This window comes from Pustulibacterium marinum, assembly GCF_900116665.1.
GTDB classification, from domain to species: Bacteria; Bacteroidota; Bacteroidia; order Flavobacteriales; family Flavobacteriaceae; genus Pustulibacterium; species Pustulibacterium marinum.
Window position 1 is genome coordinate 566,780 of the sequence record NZ_FPBK01000001.1, and the last position, 17,249, is coordinate 584,028.

The window sequence follows — 17,249 nt, forward strand, 5'->3', positions numbered from 1 at the left end:
CTCGGTTTACAATCATTTCATTTAGTTTAGTCGGTTTTAAAAAATGAATGTTTATGAAATATGGCATTGTAATAGTTCTCTTCTTTTTGTTGATAGGTTGTGATCAAGTGAGCAAAGAAGTAGAAACCGCTTTTGATACCATTGCTAAAAAGCAAGACAGTATTTCAAAAATGGAATACACAAAGATAGATGTGTTGTATGATAGCCTTCAGCAATTGGAATTATCAATATCCGATAGAGAAAAAACAGTTCAGGTATATAAAGGTGTGCAACATTTTAAAGCATCTATAGATTCTTTAATGGTAACCAGAAAAACGAGATCTGAAAATGCAAATAAAGAAGTATTGGTAGAAAAGTACAACGCTTCTGTGTTGAGCTTAGAGCGTGTTTTTGATTCTTTAAAAGGGTATAAAGTAACCATGCGTTTGGATACGTTTTATCAAACTGAAAAAGACCTGAAAAAATTTCCTGAGGAAGCTTTTAATGCAACGGTTTACAGCGGAAAATTAGACGGAGCAAAAAAAGCAGAACTCTTTATGCAAGCCATTCAAAAGAAATACGAACCAAAATCTGTAATTCCTTAAATCGTGGATGAGGTAACCACTTTTCCACCTAGTTTGGTGATTTCTTGTTTAGCATTTTCAAAGGCTTCGGCGTCCAATGCTCGCGTGACGTCTTCTATGTAAAAACATTCAAAACCTTCGGCAATGGCGTCTTTTGCAGAGAACAATACACAGAATTCGGCAGCCAATCCGCAGAAATACAATTCAGTTACTTTTTTCTCTTTTAAATATCCTGCTAATCCAGTGGATTTCAGGTGCGCATTATCGTAAAATCCGCTATAGCTATCAATTTCTGGCGTAGTTCCTTTTCTGAAGATAACTTCAATTCGTTCAGTATTTAAATCAGGGTGAAACGCTGCGCCAACAGTATTTTGCACACAATGTACCGGCCATAAAATCTGCGTGATTCCTTCTAAATGAATCGTTTCGTATACCTCTTTTCCAAAATGATTTACCGCAAAACTAGCATGACTCGCCGGATGCCAATCTTGTGTAGCAATGACTAATTCAAATTTCTCCTGCAATTGATTTACGATGGGGATAATTTCATCTCCGTTGGGAACGGCTAAAGCGCCGCCCGGCATAAAATCATTTTGAATATCGATAAGAACTAATGCCTTCATATTATTTGTGTAATTGAATCAAACGATCTCTTTCTTCTTTTAATTGGGTGCTGATGCCTACTTTATAAATATGCGGATTGTCAAAACGTTTGTATTCGCGCATCAATAAATCAATTCTGCTTTTGCTATACGCGGCCAATTCTTGTAAAGAATAATCCGGAATGAGTTTTTTTCCATCTTTCATTACTTCACTTAACAAAGGTTCTTGATCGTAGTGCGCTACCTCTAATTGTTTGTAAGGTTCGTGTGGGTGATGTTGTATATTTACTTTGCTTTCGGTATAAATCGCAATAGCATCCGCACCGATGAATTTTCCGTTTTTGTCTTTCATTCGATACACTTGTTTGCGATACGGAAGCGTTGTTTTGATTAAACTCTCTGATATTTTAATACGAGGAGTTCCATTTGAAAAAGACAATTTATAAACACCATCTAGCGCGCCGTTGGGTTTTCCAATCACCAAATTGGTGCCTACCCCATAAATATCAATAGGTGCTTCTTGCTCTTGTAAACTCTTGATTACAAACTCATCTAACTGATTCGAAACAGCAATTTTTACATATTCCAAACCGGCTTCGTCTAGCAATTTTCTACTTTGTGCAGCGTAATAAGCCAAATCCCCACTGTCCAAACGAATGGCCAACAGTTTCTGTCCTTTGGCTTCCATTTCTTTGGCAACAATAATAGCGTTAGGAATACCGCTTTTTAAGGTGTCGTATGTGTCAACCAGCAATACACAATTGGTAGGTCTGCATTCTGCAAAATCTCTGAAAGCCTCCAATTCATCATCATAACTTTGAATAAAGGAATGCGCCATAGTCCCCGAAATAGGAATGTTATAATCTCTACCTACAATTACGTTACTAGTGCCATGAAAACCACCAATCATAGCCGCTTTACTGGCAAAATAACCACCCGGACCTTGAGCACGGCGTAAACCAAAATCTAACAAAGTTTTGTTTTTAGCTACGAGTTTTACCCTGCTTGCCTTGGTAGCAATCAACGTTTGAAAGTTCAGCAGGTTTAGTAAAATAGTTTCTATTAATTGTGCTTCTACCATCGAAGCTTCTACTTGTAAAATAGTTTGATTGGCAAAAACCACATCACCTTCCTGAACGGAATAAATGCTTCCGGTAAATTTAAAATCCTTTAAATAAGCTAAAAATTCGGTATCGAAGTTTTGTGTGCTGAGGTAGGCAATGTCTTCTTCCGAAAACTGTAATTGCTCAATGGTTTTTAGCAAATCGCCCAAACCGGCAAAAACAGCATAACCGCCATTGTATGGAATTTTTCTAAAGTAATAATCAAAAACAGCACAGTCGTCTTTTTTTCCTTTTTGGAAATATACCTGCGCCATGCTAATCTGGTAGAGGTCGGTGTAGGTAGCAGTAAAATCAAACATAAAATGTGGTTTGTACAAATTTATAAAATGGTGTATTTCCTAAATCCTAAATGTCTATTAAAATTAAATACAAATTAGGAGTATTACCACTGTTTAAGTAACCTTGGTTACACAAATAGCTTTGGAAAGCCGTAATTTTAAAACAAAAACATGAGAATACTTTACACACTTTTGTTGATAGTTTTAGTAGGCTGTAAAAGTGATCCTGAAAAGAAAGAGGTTACAGAGGCTTACAAGCCAGAAGAAGCACATGCCTTGTTGACTCAAAAATGTTACGTAGGTCATAGCGTAACTGCGGAGCATGATTCAGGCCGAATTGCACCACCCATGGTTGCGGTAAAAACGCGTTATCTAAAAGAAGCCAATTCTAAAGAAGAATTTATACAGGCGATTTCGGCTTTTGTGAATGAACCTTCAGAAGGAAATGCGAAAATGAGAGGCGCTGTGAAAAGATTTGGAGTCATGCCGTATCAGCAATTTTCAAAAGAAGAATTGTCTATGATGGCAGCTTTTATGTACGATTATCAATTGGAATCTCCAGAATGGTTTGCCGAGCACTACCAAGAGAAACATTCCGGAAATTTTGAACAAGAAGGAAAAGTATTTCAAACTAAAACAGACGAGAAAAGTTATGCTGAAATAGGAATGAACTATGCTTTAGAAACCAAAAAAGTATTGGGTAAAAACCTCATGGGAAAAATGCAACAAGAAAGTCCTGTGGCTGCTTTGACGTTTTGTAATGTGCAAGCGTTACCGCTGACAGATAGCATGGCTACAAAATACAATGCTACCATTAAAAGAGTTTCTGATAAAAATAGAAATCCGGTTAATGCGGCCAATACAGAAGAAGTTGGGTATATCAACGAATTTCAGAAAATAGTTGCAGCTGGTGAAAAAGTGAAGCCTATTGTAAAGGAAGAAGGAGATTCCGTTCATTTCTATGCGCCTATTGTAACCAATGCTATGTGTTTAAAATGTCACGGAACCGAAGCAACCATGGCTCCGGAAGTTAGAATGAAGTTACCAGAATTGTACCCAATGGATAAAGCTATAGGCTATTCTGAAAATGAAGTGAGAGGAATTTGGAGTATTACTTTTGATAAACAATAAGAATTATTGATGAAAGAATTTTGGAATGAGCGCTATGCTGCGGAAGCATTTGCGTATGGCGAAACGCCAAATGTGTATGTAGAGGAAAAATTAAGTGAAATTGCTGAAGGCGGAAAAGTATTATTTCCGGCAGAAGGCGAGGGAAGAAATGCAGTGTATGCCGCCACCAAAGGTTTTGAAGTGGAGGCTTTTGATATGAGTATTTCGGGCAAAGAAAAAGCATTGCAGTTAGCTGATAAGTTGGGAGTCAAAATTCGTTATGAATTGAAGAATTTAAAACACATTACTTATCCGGAAGCTATTTTTGACGGACTTATTTTGATTTACGCACATTTTCCAGCCGATATTAGAAAGGAAGGTTTTCATAAGTTATGTAAATCTTTAAAACCGGGAGGAATTGTCATTTTTGAAGCTTTCGCCAAAGATCAATTACAGTATACTTCTGGCGGACCAAAAAACGAAGCGATGCTGTTTTCCGAAGAAGAAATTCCAGAATTATTTCCAGACTTTACTTTTAAAGAAATAGGAACGCACATCATAGATTTAGAAGAAGGCTTGTACCACATAGGAAAAGGAAGTGTAGTGAGGTTCGTAGGAATTAAAAGCGAATAATAGCGCTTTAGATTTTTTGGTTTTGAATAAAATATAATTGTTCATATTTCAGTTGTAAAATTCGTAATGTTCTTGAATGTTAATTTTCAAAATTTGTAACAAATATGACAGATAAACTGCGTTGCGTTGGTTAATTTTGAAGCAATATTAAACACAACACAAACTGCATTATGGAGGACATGCTTTTTTATGATAGGATCCAATTTGCCTTCACCATTACATTTCACTACCTCTTTCCACAATTAACCATGGGTTTGTCCCTGATGATTGTCTATTTCAAATGGAAATTTCTACGATCGAAAGACGAAAAATACAATGACGCTGCCAAGTTTTGGATGAAAATCTTTGCGCTCAATTTTGCTATGGGTGTAGTTACCGGAATTCCAATGGAATTTCAATTTGGGACCAACTGGGCAAAGTTTTCTGAGTTAACCGGAGGAATTATTGGTCAGACCCTCGCTATGGAAGGAATGTTTTCGTTCTTTTTAGAATCATCTTTCTTAGGATTGTTTCTTTTTGGTGAAAAATTATTGGGGCATAAATTACACTTTGTAACAGGCTTTCTAGTATTTCTGGGGTCTTGGGCTAGTGGTTTTTTAATTATAGCAACCCACTCCTGGATGCAAAATCCAGTAGGTTATGAGATATTGGCTAACGGTAAGTTTGTGCTGAATAATTTTGGAGCACTGTTTTCTAATCCTTGGTTGTGGCCTTCGTTTTTGCACAATCAAATGGCATCGGTGGTTACCAGTTCTTTTGTGGTGGCCGCCATTGGAGCTTTTTATTTATTGAACAACAAACACAGTCAGTTTGGTCAACTATTTGTAAAAACTGGTGTTGTTTTCGGGTTGATTTCTTCTGTGTTAGTGGCATTTCCAACGGGAGATTTAACAGCTAAAAATGTGGTAAAACATCAACCGATTACTTTTGCTGCTATGGAAGGTATTTTTGAAACTGAGGAAGGTGGTTCAGAAATTGTATTGATTGGTCAGCCTAATATTCAAGATAAAAAATTAGATAATAAAATAGCCGTGCCTAATGTACTGAGCTTTTTAACCTATCAAAACTGGGATCAAACCGTAAAAGGATTGAATGAGTTTGAAGAAGAGAATTACCCAACCAATATTCCTGGGCTGTACTATGGTTATCATATTATGGTGGGCTTGGGTACTATTTTTATTGGGTTAATGGCTGTAGCAAGCTTTTTCCTTTTCAGAAAAAAACTATACAAAACCCATTGGATTTTATGGATATTGATGTTTATGATACCTTTCCCGTACATAGCCAATACTATGGGTTGGTATACTGCCGAGTTGGGTAGACAACCTTGGTTGGTGTACAATTTGTTACGCACTACCGAAGGAGCATCGCCAACCGTATCTTCTGGTAATACCTTATTTACCTTGCTTGGTTTTGTAGGCTTGTATTTATTATTAGGGATGTTGTTTCTCATCTTGGTAGGTAAAATTATTAACAAAGGGCCACACCCTGTAAAACACTAGTTATGGAGTTATTTTGGTATCTCGTTTTAATGTTTATGCTAGCCATGTATGTCATTTTAGATGGTTATGATTTTGGAGCAGGAATTATACATTTATTCTTCGGAAAAACAGAAAAAGATAAAAAAGCAATTACTAGTGCTATTGGTCCGTTTTGGGATGCAAACGAAGTTTGGCTAATTGCCTCTGGAGGAGTGTTGTTTTTTGCTTTTCCTACCTTATACGCATCATCGTTTAGCGGATTTTATTTACCGCTGATAATGATTTTATGGTTGTTGATTTTTCGTGCCATAGGGTTAGAGTTACGCGGACAAGTACACAACCGTATGTGGGAGCGTATTTGGGATAAAGCCTTTGGTATAGCAAGCTTATTGCTAGCCTTATTTTTTGGTATTGCCTTAGGCAATGTAGTACGAGGTGTAAATTTAGGAATGGTAGAAAACGGAGTATCGGCTCACGAACCACATTATTTCTTTTTACCACTGTGGAACCCAACATTTGATCCTATGGCAGAACATCAAGGGATTATAGATTGGTTTACCATTCTATTAGGAATTATTGCTGTTGTGATTTTAACCATGCATGGAGCCAATTGGATCATTTTTAAAACGAATGCCGCTATCAATTCGAAACTTAAGAAAACAGTTTTTAGATTGAATTTTGTGTTACTAGCGTTAATCATTGTATCACTAAGTGTTTGGCATATCATAGATCCAAATCCATTTAGAAATTTTCTGGAACATCCTTGGTTATGGATTTTTCCATTGATGACAGCCATTGGTTTTGGAGGATTGTTTCGTGTACAAACTTTCAAAAAGGATATTACAGGGTTTTTATGTTCTAGTTTGTTCCTGTTTGGTGGTTTTGCCAGTACGGCGGCTTCTATTTTTCCAAATTTATTGCCTTCAACGAACGATGTAAATCCGTCGCTCACCGTGTACAATGTTGCAGCACATGAATACGGACTAGGCGTAGGCGTAATATGGTTTATTGTAGCCGCGATTTTGGTAGGTGTTTATTTCTTTATCCAACACAAAGTATTTAAAGGAAAAATGGATGATGTTGGCTATGGTGAACATTAATAGAGTTTTTAAAATATATTTACAAAAGTAGCTCCACAGGAGCTGCTTTTTTTTTGTGTATCAAATGTTACACAGCACCGTAACACTGGTTACTGACTCACATAGGGCTTGCGATTACTTTTGTCTCAAATAAAATCGTAAGTCATATTTATGAGAAATAAGAGCCTTTTAGTTTTAGTTCTTCTGCTGATAACTTTACAAAGTTATGCACAAGATACATTATTGATTTCGCAGGCTACGATCACCGAAAAAATACAATCGGGGAACACACAACTTCTAATTAAACAACAAGAATACGAAGCCGCGAAAGGAGATCATCAACAATCCAATGCTGTTTGGTTGCCATCGGTATCGGTATCGCACACCGCTATGTTTACTACCAATCCATTAATGGCATTTGGATCTAAATTGAATCAGGAAATCTTAACACAATCCGATTTTAATCCGGCATTGTTGAATGATCCCGATCAAACTAAAAACTTTGCTACTAAGATCGAAGTGTTGCAACCTATTATCAATGTAGACGGAATGTACGGTCGTCAAGCTGCTAAAGCCAAAATGGATGCGTTTGCGTTACAAGCCGAACGAACCCAAGAGTATTTAGAGTTCGAAGCCGTGAAAGCCTATATGCAGTTGCAATTGGCCTACAAAGCCGTAGCAGTCTTAGAGGAAGCACAACAAACGGTAAATGCCAATCTGAAGTTGATCAATGATTATAACAATCAAGGTTTGGTGCAAGTAACCGATGTGCTTTCGGTAAAAGTACGTGCCAAAGAAGTGCAAAACCAATTGCAATACGCCAAGAGTAATGTGCAAAATGCATCGGATTATTTGTCTTATTTAATGGGTGAAGCAACGAATGTAATCTACAAACCTGAGACAATGATTGAAGGAACGGTGACGTTTTTTGATGCGAACACTTCACTTTCAGAAAATAGAAAGGATATTCAGGCAATGGATTTGTCAACAGAAGCTTATAAGAGCATGATGAAATCTGGTAAAACTGGAATGTTACCACGTTTGAATGCTTTTGGGAGTTATGAATTATACGATGATCATTTGTTTCAAACCGGAGCTCAAGGTTATACCGTAGGGGCGCAATTATCTTGGGATGTTTTTGACGGATATAAAACCCTTGGGAAGTCTAAAAAAGCCAAAGCAGAATATGAAAAGGCAGTTTTAGAAACGGAAGCATACAAAGCGAAAAGTCAATTGGAATTGAACAAGGTCAATCGCCAATTACAAGATGCAGAAAACCAAGTGCAACTAGCCAAACAATCTTGGGAAGAAAGCACAGAAGCTTACAGAATTCTTCACAATCGTTTTGAAGAAGGACTAGAAAAAACAACCGATTTGTTGCATACCGAAACCCAAATGATTCAGAAAGAATTAGCGTATCTACAAGCCGTTTTTGAATACAATACCACCAAAGCATACATTCAATTTTTAACGAAATAACAAGATGAAACAGTTTTATAGAATCCTTTTAGCCATAGCAATGTTACAATTAACAAGTTGTGGCGATGATAAAAAGCCAGTTGAAAATACACCGGCGAGTCCAATTGCAGTGACGGTAGCCACCACTGAAGGAGCTAGTAATAGCAATTACATAACCGCTAGTGGTAAGGTAGAAGCCGCCCAAAGTGCTAATTTAAGTACTCGTATGATGGGCTATGTCAATAGCGTGAACGTAAAAGTAGGTGACCAAGTGCAAAAAGGACAGTTACTAGTAGCGATTAACAACAGCGATTTACAAGCCAAAAAAGCGCAAGCCGAAGCTGGTGTAGTACAAGCACAAGCCGGATTTGACAATGCAAAAAAAGATTATGAGCGTTTCAAAGCCTTGTTTGCAGAGAACAGTGCATCTCAAAAGGAGTTAGATAATATGACATCTCGTTACGAAGTTGCCCAAGCACAATTGAACGCTGCCAAGCAAATGAAGAACGAAGTGCAAGCGCAATTTAAGTATGTGAATATTACTGCACCGTTTGCCGGAGTGGTGACCAACAAATTTGTAAAAGAAGGCGATATGGCAAACCCAGGAATGCCGTTGGTAAGTGTAGAAGCTCCTTCAAAATTACAAGTGACGGCAGGCGTGCCGGAATCTCAAATTGATCAGATTACAGCTGGGATGAAAGTAGCCGTGTTGGTAAAGTCTATCAACAAATCGGTTGCAGGGATTGTTTCAGAAGTGAGTCCGTCTGCTAGCAATACTGGGGGTCAGTTTTTGGTGAAAATTGATTTGAATACGGAAGATGAAAATGTACTTTCCGGGATGTACACTACGGTGCAATTTCCGGTAGCAACTGCTCAAAAAAATGCAACAACAGTGTATGTGCCAACCAATGCTTTGGTACACCGCGGACAATTAACCGGAATTTACACGGTAAGCGAAAAGAACACCGCTATTTTACGTTGGGTGCGTTTAGGAGAAACCTTTGGAGATAAAGTGGCTGTACTATCTGGATTAACAACTGGTGAAGCCTATATTCTCAATGCAGAAGGAAAATTATATAACGGAGTTCCATTAAGCCCATCCTCAATCCTTCCCCAAGGGAAAGAAGCACAAACCCATAAAACGAGTATTAACTAAAAAACGTCCTGATACAATTTTTTCCCTTTGGGGAAATAAAAAGGGGATTACAATTATGAAAGAAGGTTTAGCAGGTAAAATAGCCAAAGGCTTTATGACATCGAAGCTTACCGTACTCTTGATGATCGTTTTTATGGTGATCGGAGTGTACAGTTCGTTTTTGATTCCGCGTGAAGAAGAGCCGCAAATAGATGTGCCCATGGCCGATATCTTTGTAGGATATCCAGGGGCAAGTCCAACAGAAGTTGAGTCGAGAGCCATCAAACCCTTAGAGAAATTAATTTCGAATATTCCGGGTGTAGAGTATGTGTATTCTACCTCGATGAAAGAGCAGGGAATGGTGATTGTTCAGTTTTATGTGGGCGAAGATATAGAGCGTTCGTTTGTAAAATTATACAATGAGATTTACAAACACATGGACGAAATGCCGCAAGGCGTAACCATGCCGTTGGTAAAAACCAGAGCGATTGACGATGTACCGATGTTGGGGATTACGCTTTGGAGCGAAAACTACAGCGATTACCAATTAAAACAAATAGCAGAAGAGCTAGATGAAGAAATCAAGGAAGTGAACGATGTTGCGGTAACGCAGGTGATTGGAGGAAGAAATCGTCAGCTTCGTGTAATTGTAGACAAAGCGAAGTTAGCAGAAAGCGGACTTGATTTTCTATCGGTTTCTGAAATGATCAAAGCCAATAACCAGCAAATGAGTGCCGGGAGTTTTACGAAGAACGATACGGAGTTTTTGGTAAACACCGGAAAGTTTTTAGAGTCGGCTACCGATGTTGAAAACTTAGTGGTTGGTGTCAATCAAAATCAACCAGTCTATCTAAAGCAAGTGGCTACGGTAGTTGACGGACCAGAATTACCAAAAGAATATGTTTCGTTAGGATTTGGTCAGGCGAGTGAAAAAGCGGGCGATTTCCGTTCGGAATATCCTGCGGTAACCATTTCGGTTGCCAAAAGAAAAGGAGCCGATGCCATGAAAATTTCTGATGTGATTCTTGCAAAAGTTGAGCATTTAGAAAAAACATTAATTCCAGATGATGTTCATGTAGAAGTAACACGTAACTACGGTGAAACAGCTTCTCAAAAAGTATCCGAATTGTTAATGCACTTAATCGGTGCCATTGTAGCGGTAACTTTTGTAGTAATGCTAGCTATGGGCTGGAGAGGTGGTTTGGTCGTATTTTTATCAGTGCCAATTACTTTTGCTTTAACCTTGTTAAGTTACTACATGCTCGATTATACACTGAACCGAATTACCTTATTTGCCTTGGTATTTGTAACCGGTATTGTGGTAGATGATTCCATTATCATTGCCGAAAACATGCACCGCCACTTTAAAATGAAGCGACTGCCGTTTAAGCAAGCAGCCTTGTATGCAATTAACGAAGTAGGAAACCCAACCATTTTGGCAACTTTCACGGTGATTGCATCGGTATTGCCAATGGCATTTGTAAGTGGATTGATGGGGCCATACATGTCGCCAATGCCAATTGGAGCATCTATCGCCATGTTGTTGTCGTTGTTCGTAGCATTGACTATCACACCGTATTTAGGATACATCTTTTTAAGAGAAAAAGAGAAAAAAGGTGGCGAAGCAAAAGAGCCTAAGAAAATGGAGGATACCTGGATTTATAAAATGTATGCCAAGTTTGAAACGCCTTTAATTGAAAGTCCAAAGAAACGTTGGTTATTTTTAGGAATCACTTTTGCCATGTTGATTGGTTCTGTGGGGATGTTCTTTACCAAATCGGTTGCTGTAAAAATGTTGCCTTTTGATAATAAGAATGAATTTCAGGTGGTGATAGATATGCCGGAAGGAACTACGTTGGAAAGGACTGAAGTGGTTGCCAAAGAGATTTCGCAATACATTGCCAGCAGACCAGAAGTGGTGAATTACCAAAGTTATGTGGGTACGGCATCGCCAATTACTTTTAACGGATTGGTACGTCATTACGATATGAGAACTGGTGGAAGTGTAGCAGATATTCAGGTGAATTTAACTGATAAGCACGACCGTGACGAACAAAGTCATGATATTGCCAAAGTATTCCGTCCGGAAATTCAAAAGATCGCCAAAAAATACAATGCGAATGTAAAAATTGTAGAAGTACCACCAGGACCTCCGGTATTGTCTACCATTGTTGCAGAAGTGTACGGACCTGATTATGACGAGCAAATTAAAGTAGCTGCTGCGGTAGATAGTATTCTGAATACTACAGCAGATGTTGTGGATGTAGATTGGCGAGTGGAAGATCCTCAAACCGAATATGATTTTGTAGTAGACAAAGAGAAAGCCATGTTGTACGGTATTGCACCGCAGCAAGTAGTGTACACCATGAATATGGCTTTGGGAGAAAGACCCGTAACGCAATTGTACGATGAAAATTCAGTGAAGCAAGTAGGTGTAGTCTTGGCGTTGGATGAGAAAGAAAAATCGAATTTGAATGATATTCTTCAGTTAAAAATCAAATCGCAACAAGGACAAATGATTCCTGTAACCGATTTGGTAGCAGTGAAAGAACATACGTTAGCCAAAAGTATTTACCGTAAAAATCAAAAACGCGTAGTGTACGTGATGGCAGATATGGCTGGAGAGTTGGAAAGTCCTGTGTATGCAATTTTAGGAATGTCGGATAAACTACAACAAATCAAACTGCCAGAAGGTTATCAAATGGATGAGTTGTACATTCAGCAACCAGAATTTCAAGATAACTACACTGTGAAGTGGGATGGTGAATGGCAAATTACGTTAGAAGTATTCCGCGATTTAGGAATTGCATTCTTGGGTGTGATTGTCATCATCTATATGTTGATTGTGGGTTGGTTCCAAAACTTTAAAGCACCTGTTGTCATGATGGTAGCCATTCCGTTATCTATGGTTGGTATTGTTGTAGGTCACTGGTTATTGGGAGCTTTCTTTACCGCAACGTCTTTCATCGGAATGATTGCTCTTGCCGGAATTATGGTACGGAATTCGGTATTGCTTATCGACTTTGTCAACTTAAGAGTAGCTGAAGGAATTCCTTTAAAACAAGCCGTGATAGAAGCTGGAGCGGTACGTACAACCCCAATTTTATTAACAGCCGGTACGGTAGTGATTGGAGCCTTCGTAATCCTATTCGATCCAATTTTCCAAGGATTAGCTATTTCATTAATGGGCGGAACGATAGCTTCTACAGTGTTAACCCTATTGGTTGTGCCATTAGTGTATTATTTAATAGAACGTAAAAACCACAAGTAAGATGATGAAATTAGTCATAATAACAGCCATTACGGAATTCTCGACAGACATCAAGTTGATCTTGAAAAAAGCCGGAGTGCAAGCCTTTTCTTGTCAGAACGTAACAGGATATAAAGATGTTTCCAATAGTGATATCGAAGGAAACTGGTTTGCGGGTGAAATGATTGCTAACGATTCTATCATGTGTTATGCGTTTGCTTATGAAAGTCAAATTGAACAGTTGATGAACATGATAGATGATTTCAACGCATCACAAGATTTTATCACCAAAGTACATGCTGTACAAGTACCTATTGAAAAAACAAATACACTAAACTCATGAAAAATAGAATTGTTAGAGGAATAGCAGGAACATTTATACTACTCAGTCTTATCCTAGCTATCTATGTAAATATAAACTGGTTGTGGTTTACCGCATTTGTGGGGGTAAATCTATTGCAATCATCGTTAACCAAATGGTGTTTGATGGATGACATTCTTGCTAAAGTTTTCAAAATAAAAGACTAAAAGGCAGGTTTGTCACAAACAGGATTTCCATACCTAAATTTATCCGTGTATTTTTGCGGCTTAAATTTTAGGTATGGATTTTCTTTTTAAACCTTGGCCTTGGTATATCTCAGGCTTTTTAATTGCATTAACCATGTTTGTGTTATTGCTGCTTGGAAAAAAATTCGGAATGTCTTCCAACCTTAGAACCATGTGTACAATTTGTGGTGCAGGAAAAAAGACTTCTTTTTTTAATTTCGATTGGAAAGCAGATAGTTGGAATTTAATTGTAGTGCTTGGCGCTGTGATTGGCGGTTATATTGGAGCTCACTTTCTTTCAGACGGAAGTATGCCCGATATTAGCGAAGCAACTCGTGCTTCTTTAGACAGTTTAGGAATTTCAGAAAACAACGCTTATTTACCACAAGAGTTGTTCAGTCTAGATAATGTAATGAACCTGAAAACTATTGCCATTCTTTTAGGAGGTGGTTTGTTAATTGGTTTTGGTACGCGTTACGCCGGTGGTTGTACTTCTGGTCATGCCATTTCTGGTTTGAGTAACCTGCAATTACCTTCTTTAATTGCGGTAATAGGCTTTTTTATTGGCGGATTGATAATGGTGCATTTGTTATACCCATTAATTTTTTAGAGGATGAAGAGAATCGTATTGTTAATCATAGGAATTGTTTTTGGAATTATCATGTACAAGTCTGAAGCTGCTTCTTGGTTCAGAATATATGAAATGTTCCGTTTCGAAAGTATTCATATGTACGGAATCATGGGAGTAGCCGTGGGATTTGGAATTCTATTTGTGCAACTCATCAAGCGTTTCAATATCAAATCGGTAGACGGTGAGCCTATCAAAATAGCTCCAAAAGAAAAATCATTTACGCGTTATATGGTAGGCGGAATCATTTTTGGATTGGGTTGGGCGCTGGTTGGTGCTTGTCCTGGGCCTATTTTTGTAATGATAGGCGCAGGTTTTGTTCCAATGCTTATTGTTTTTATCGGTGCTTTAATAGGTACTTATATTTACGGAGTATTACGCGATAAACTACCTCATTAAAATAATTGTTCTTTGTAATCCCACACTACTTTGATGAAAATTCCAAGGTAAACAGCGGTGATGACAAATTGTATAAACGTAGAAGCCAGAAAGCCCATGAATGAACCCCATGCGGCTTTCAGTGCCTTACTGGGAGTTGCTTTTCCAATCAATTCACCTACAAAAGCACCCAAAAATGGACCAATAATCACTCCAAACGGAATAGGCGCTAAAAGCCCAACAATAAGCCCTACAGTAGTTCCAAAAACACCCCATTTGGTTCCACCATATTTTTTAGTTCCGTAGGAAGGAATTACGTAATCTAAAACGGTAATGAGTACCACTATTGCAAACGTAATACTCAACACCCACCAATTGGTTTCAATGGTTTTGGTAAGGTACATCAATAACAGTCCAACCCAACTTAATCCCGGTCCGGGTAACACAGGGAGTACGCTTCCCAAGATTCCCATAAATAAACATCCTGCTGCAAGAAGTAATAGTATTAAATCCATTCAAATATGTATATTGGCTGTAGAATTCAGAATCTTCGTAAATTTAGAAGATGCCAAACCAAATTTCAATAATTATATGTCAAAGTATTGCCAAATAGTTACAACATTTTTTTTAACTCTCTTATTGGCGCAATTTTCTTTTGCACAAAATGATAGTATTCAGATAGATAGTTTACGACTCGTTCGCCAAGCCGATTCTGTGAATACCGTGATGCTAAATTCGTATAACGAAAAAATAGCTAGGATCGAAGCACAACGTGTAGCCGATTCTATTAAAAAAGCACAGTTAGAAGCACAGATTGCCGCATTAAAAACCACCGATAACTTAAAGAAGGAGGAATTAGAACAGCAATTGCAAATGCTGAACAATCAAGAAGCACAACGATTGGCTCAGAAAAAAGCAGAGATCGATGTGTTGAGGGCGTCTTCCAAATCATATCCTGTTACAGGTTTTTTTAAAGATACGTTGTTTGTAATCTATAGCCGATTAGGAAGTTTTTCAGCTTCGGACAGAGCAAGTGCTATCACCAAACGCATCAAAAATTTATCAGATCAATTTAAGTTTGATGCTACGTCCATCAAGATTGTTGGAGACGATCCTGTGGATTTGCGTATCAATGAAACCATTTTGATGAGTGTATCAGAAAATGATGCGCTTTGGAACAGTACTTCCAAAATTGCTCTAGCCAATTCCTATCAAAAAATTATTACCGATGAGGTGGTACGATACCGGTCAGAAACCAGTGTTGTTACGTTGGTAAAAGAAATAGCGTTGGCTGTTTTGGTATTGGTAATCATGATTTTGATTATTAAATATTCCAATAAATTGTTCCGCTGGACAGCTTTGAAAATTCACATGTTAGAAGGGTATAAATTGCATGGGATCAAAATAAAAGATTATGTACTGTTAGATTCCGACAGTCAGGTACAAGCCTTGTTGATAGCCAACAAAGTTGTGAAATGGCTTTTCATTATCATGGTTATGTATCTTACGTTGCCCATCCTTTTTGGAATTTTTCCATGGACACAAAATTTTGCGGAAACCATTTTCAACTATACACTAAATCCTGTCAAAGGTATTTTTATGGGCTTTTGGAATTACCTGCCCAACCTGATAACCATTACCGTAACCGTGATTGTTTTTAGGTATTTAAACAAAGGTGTAAAATATTTTAAAAATGAAATTGCCACAGGAAAATTAGAGATTCCGGGCTTTTATCCAGATTGGGCAAATCCAACGTATCAAATTGTCAGAATTTTGTTGTATGCCTTTATGTTTGTGATGATATTCCCGTACATTCCAGGAAGTGATTCAGATATTTTTAAAGGTGTTTCCGTATTCTTAGGATTCTTGTTTACGTTCGGTTCAGCCGGTTCCGTTTCCAACATTATTGCCGGAATCGTTTTAACCTATATGCGTTTGTTTAAAATTGGTGATCGTGTGAAAATCGGAGATATTTCAGGAGATATTATCGAGAAGAATATGTTGGTAACCCGAATTAGAACTACCAAAAACGAGATTATTTCCATCCCGAATTCTACCGTAATGAATAGCCACACTATAAATTACAGTAGCGATGCACCCGAAAAAGGATTGATTATTCATACCACCGTGACCATTGGTTATGATATTCCTTGGAAACTCATGTATGAAACCTTGATAGAAGCTGCATTACGAACTGATTTGATCCTGAAAGAGCCAAAACCTTTCGTTTTACAAACCAGTTTAGAAGATTTTTATGTAGCCTACCAGATCAATGCCTATGTTCGGGAAGCCAATAAACAAGCAAAAATTTATTCAGATTTACACCAGCATATACAAGATGTGTGTAACGAAAATGGTATCGAAATTTTGTCGCCACACTACCGTGCTGCACGTGATGGAAACAAAACTACCATTCCAGAAGATTATTTACCAAAAGATTATAAAACGCCCGGATTCAATGTAAATGTGAATAAGGAAGAGGCGAACAGCGATTCCAAAGAATAGTCACACCAACTCATTCACTTTTTCGTAGACCAAATGGCTTTCCCAGCCTCGGTATAGCAAGTAATCAGCCAGTTTCTTTTTCCGCTTTAATTTGTTGGATTCAGAAATTTGCTGATTTCTCTTTTCAGCCAATTCATGGAAAGTGTTCAGGTAATCGTATTCAGAAATTTCTTTGAGAGCAATATCAATCATGAATTTTGAAATCTCGCGTTGTTTCAATTCCTGAACAATACGCCGGCGACCCCATTTCTTGTATTTAAATTTTCCTCTGGCAAAACTTCGGGCAAAGCGTTCTTCATTCAAAAAATTATCCTGAATCAATTGGCCAATAATATGGTCTATGGCTTCCGGAATCATACGCATTTGATAGAGTTTATCGGTCACTTCCTTATGGCAACGGTCTTGATACGCGCAATAGCGTTGCATTTTTATAAGGGCTTCTGTAACGGTAAAACTATTTTTCTGCATTTTTTTGAAAA

17 protein-coding genes are annotated in these 17,249 nt (G+C 37.9%); 13 read left to right on the plus strand and 4 right to left on the minus strand.

Annotated features, from left to right (window positions below):
- Positions 1 to 53: 53 nt before the first annotated feature.
- Entirely contained in the window at positions 54 to 584 is a 531-nt protein-coding gene (locus tag BM383_RS02540) for a hypothetical protein (protein ID WP_143106330.1), read from the plus strand.
- On the opposite strand, the gene pncA is transcribed toward BM383_RS02540, so the two are convergent.
- Both pncA and BM383_RS02550 read right to left on the minus strand, forming a co-directional pair.
- Complete coding sequence (gene pncA, locus BM383_RS02545; RefSeq protein WP_093022587.1) at positions 581 to 1,186, minus strand: bifunctional nicotinamidase/pyrazinamidase; 606 nt, start codon at positions 1,184 to 1,186, stop codon at positions 581 to 583. The two genes, BM383_RS02540 and pncA, sit on opposite strands and share 4 nt — an antisense overlap.
- Position 1,187: 1 nt before the next feature.
- Positions 1,188 to 2,588 carry a nicotinate phosphoribosyltransferase gene (locus BM383_RS02550; protein ID WP_093022590.1) on the minus strand — a complete coding sequence of 467 codons (1,401 nt, stop codon included), beginning with the start codon at positions 2,586 to 2,588 and terminating at the stop codon, positions 1,188 to 1,190.
- A gap of 150 nt (positions 2,589 to 2,738) precedes the next feature.
- On the opposite strand from BM383_RS02550, the gene BM383_RS02555 reads away from it, so the two are divergent.
- The 11 genes from BM383_RS02555 (at position 2,739) to BM383_RS02605 (ending at position 14,286) form a co-directional block, all read left to right on the plus strand.
- Complete coding sequence (locus BM383_RS02555; protein ID WP_093022593.1) at positions 2,739 to 3,698, plus strand: Tll0287-like domain-containing protein; 960 nt, start codon at positions 2,739 to 2,741, stop codon at positions 3,696 to 3,698.
- Positions 3,699 to 3,707: 9 nt separating this feature from the next.
- Positions 3,708 to 4,310 (plus strand): class I SAM-dependent methyltransferase, encoded by a 603-nt coding sequence (locus BM383_RS02560; protein ID WP_093022596.1) that lies wholly within the window; start codon positions 3,708 to 3,710, stop codon positions 4,308 to 4,310.
- 170 nt (positions 4,311 to 4,480) lie between these two features.
- Entirely contained in the window at positions 4,481 to 5,812 is a 1,332-nt protein-coding gene (locus BM383_RS02565) for a cytochrome ubiquinol oxidase subunit I (RefSeq protein WP_093022598.1), read from the plus strand.
- 2 nt (positions 5,813 to 5,814) lie between these two features.
- Positions 5,815 to 6,891 (plus strand): cytochrome d ubiquinol oxidase subunit II, encoded by a 1,077-nt coding sequence (gene cydB, locus BM383_RS02570; protein WP_093022601.1) that lies wholly within the window; start codon positions 5,815 to 5,817, stop codon positions 6,889 to 6,891.
- Between the two features lie 150 nt (positions 6,892 to 7,041).
- Positions 7,042 to 8,349, plus strand: coding sequence for a TolC family protein (locus tag BM383_RS02575; protein WP_093022603.1), 1,308 nt, complete (start codon positions 7,042 to 7,044; stop codon positions 8,347 to 8,349).
- A gap of 4 nt (positions 8,350 to 8,353) precedes the next feature.
- The gene (locus tag BM383_RS02580) at positions 8,354 to 9,484 is read left to right on the plus strand and encodes an efflux RND transporter periplasmic adaptor subunit (protein WP_093022606.1); all 1,131 of its coding nucleotides are present in this window, start codon (positions 8,354 to 8,356) and stop codon (positions 9,482 to 9,484) included.
- 55 nt (positions 9,485 to 9,539) lie between these two features.
- A complete protein-coding gene (locus BM383_RS02585) occupies positions 9,540 to 12,734 on the plus strand; it encodes an efflux RND transporter permease subunit (protein WP_093022609.1) in 3,195 nt (1,064 codons plus the stop codon).
- 4 nt (positions 12,735 to 12,738) lie between these two features.
- On the plus strand, positions 12,739 to 13,056 hold the full coding sequence (locus BM383_RS02590) for a hypothetical protein (protein ID WP_177229055.1): 318 nt from the start codon (positions 12,739 to 12,741) through the stop codon (positions 13,054 to 13,056).
- A complete protein-coding gene (locus BM383_RS02595; protein WP_093022615.1) occupies positions 13,053 to 13,241 on the plus strand; it encodes a YgaP family membrane protein in 189 nt (62 codons plus the stop codon). Before BM383_RS02590 ends, BM383_RS02595 begins: the two co-directional genes overlap by 4 nt.
- Before the next feature lie 73 nt (positions 13,242 to 13,314).
- Entirely contained in the window at positions 13,315 to 13,869 is a 555-nt protein-coding gene (locus tag BM383_RS02600; RefSeq protein ID WP_093022619.1) for a YeeE/YedE family protein, read from the plus strand.
- 3 nt (positions 13,870 to 13,872) lie between these two features.
- Positions 13,873 to 14,286, plus strand: a complete 414-nt coding sequence (locus BM383_RS02605) for a DUF6691 family protein (RefSeq protein ID WP_093022622.1) — start codon at positions 13,873 to 13,875, stop codon at positions 14,284 to 14,286.
- Here the strand turns inward: BM383_RS02605 and BM383_RS02610 are convergent.
- Positions 14,283 to 14,780: a DUF456 domain-containing protein gene (locus BM383_RS02610; RefSeq protein ID WP_093022625.1), complete on the minus strand. Its 498-nt coding sequence runs from the start codon at positions 14,778 to 14,780 to the stop codon at positions 14,283 to 14,285. The genes BM383_RS02605 and BM383_RS02610 overlap by 4 nt on opposite strands.
- Positions 14,781 to 14,856: 76 nt before the next feature.
- Between BM383_RS02610 and BM383_RS02615 the strand changes: the two genes are divergently transcribed.
- Positions 14,857 to 16,770: a mechanosensitive ion channel domain-containing protein gene (locus tag BM383_RS02615; protein ID WP_093023422.1), complete on the plus strand. Its 1,914-nt coding sequence runs from the start codon at positions 14,857 to 14,859 to the stop codon at positions 16,768 to 16,770.
- Here the strand turns inward: BM383_RS02615 and BM383_RS02620 are convergent, their stop codons facing one another.
- The gene (locus tag BM383_RS02620) at positions 16,771 to 17,238 is read right to left on the minus strand and encodes a regulatory protein RecX (protein WP_093022627.1); all 468 of its coding nucleotides are present in this window, start codon (positions 17,236 to 17,238) and stop codon (positions 16,771 to 16,773) included. It lies immediately after the preceding gene.
- Positions 17,239 to 17,249: the final 11 nt, after the last annotated feature.

What these genes read in the sequence shown, in the direction of transcription:
- BM383_RS02560 (WP_093022596.1), top strand. Translation starts at nt 3,708, where the DNA reads ATGAAAGAATTTTGGAATGAGCGCTATGCTGCGGAAGCATTTGCGTAT.
- BM383_RS02595 (WP_093022615.1), top strand. Translation starts at nt 13,053, where the DNA reads ATGAAAAATAGAATTGTTAGAGGAATAGCAGGAACATTTATACTACTC.
- BM383_RS02620 (WP_093022627.1), bottom strand. Translation starts at nt 17,238, where the DNA reads ATGCAGAAAAATAGTTTTACCGTTACAGAAGCCCTTATAAAAATGCAA.
- BM383_RS02605 (WP_093022622.1), top strand. Translation starts at nt 13,873, where the DNA reads ATGAAGAGAATCGTATTGTTAATCATAGGAATTGTTTTTGGAATTATC.
- BM383_RS02615 (WP_093023422.1), top strand. Translation starts at nt 14,857, where the DNA reads ATGTCAAAGTATTGCCAAATAGTTACAACATTTTTTTTAACTCTCTTA.
- cydB (WP_093022601.1), top strand. Translation starts at nt 5,815, where the DNA reads ATGGAGTTATTTTGGTATCTCGTTTTAATGTTTATGCTAGCCATGTAT.
- BM383_RS02590 (WP_177229055.1), top strand. Translation starts at nt 12,739, where the DNA reads ATGAAATTAGTCATAATAACAGCCATTACGGAATTCTCGACAGACATC.
- BM383_RS02550 (WP_093022590.1), bottom strand. Translation starts at nt 2,588, where the DNA reads ATGTTTGATTTTACTGCTACCTACACCGACCTCTACCAGATTAGCATG.
- BM383_RS02555 (WP_093022593.1), top strand. Translation starts at nt 2,739, where the DNA reads ATGAGAATACTTTACACACTTTTGTTGATAGTTTTAGTAGGCTGTAAA.
- BM383_RS02575 (WP_093022603.1), top strand. Translation starts at nt 7,042, where the DNA reads ATGAGAAATAAGAGCCTTTTAGTTTTAGTTCTTCTGCTGATAACTTTA.
- pncA (WP_093022587.1), bottom strand. Translation starts at nt 1,186, where the DNA reads ATGAAGGCATTAGTTCTTATCGATATTCAAAATGATTTTATGCCGGGC.
- BM383_RS02610 (WP_093022625.1), bottom strand. Translation starts at nt 14,780, where the DNA reads ATGGATTTAATACTATTACTTCTTGCAGCAGGATGTTTATTTATGGGA.
- BM383_RS02585 (WP_093022609.1), top strand. Translation starts at nt 9,540, where the DNA reads ATGAAAGAAGGTTTAGCAGGTAAAATAGCCAAAGGCTTTATGACATCG.
- BM383_RS02540 (WP_143106330.1), top strand. Translation starts at nt 54, where the DNA reads ATGAAATATGGCATTGTAATAGTTCTCTTCTTTTTGTTGATAGGTTGT.
- BM383_RS02600 (WP_093022619.1), top strand. Translation starts at nt 13,315, where the DNA reads ATGGATTTTCTTTTTAAACCTTGGCCTTGGTATATCTCAGGCTTTTTA.
- BM383_RS02580 (WP_093022606.1), top strand. Translation starts at nt 8,354, where the DNA reads ATGAAACAGTTTTATAGAATCCTTTTAGCCATAGCAATGTTACAATTA.
- BM383_RS02565 (WP_093022598.1), top strand. Translation starts at nt 4,481, where the DNA reads ATGGAGGACATGCTTTTTTATGATAGGATCCAATTTGCCTTCACCATT.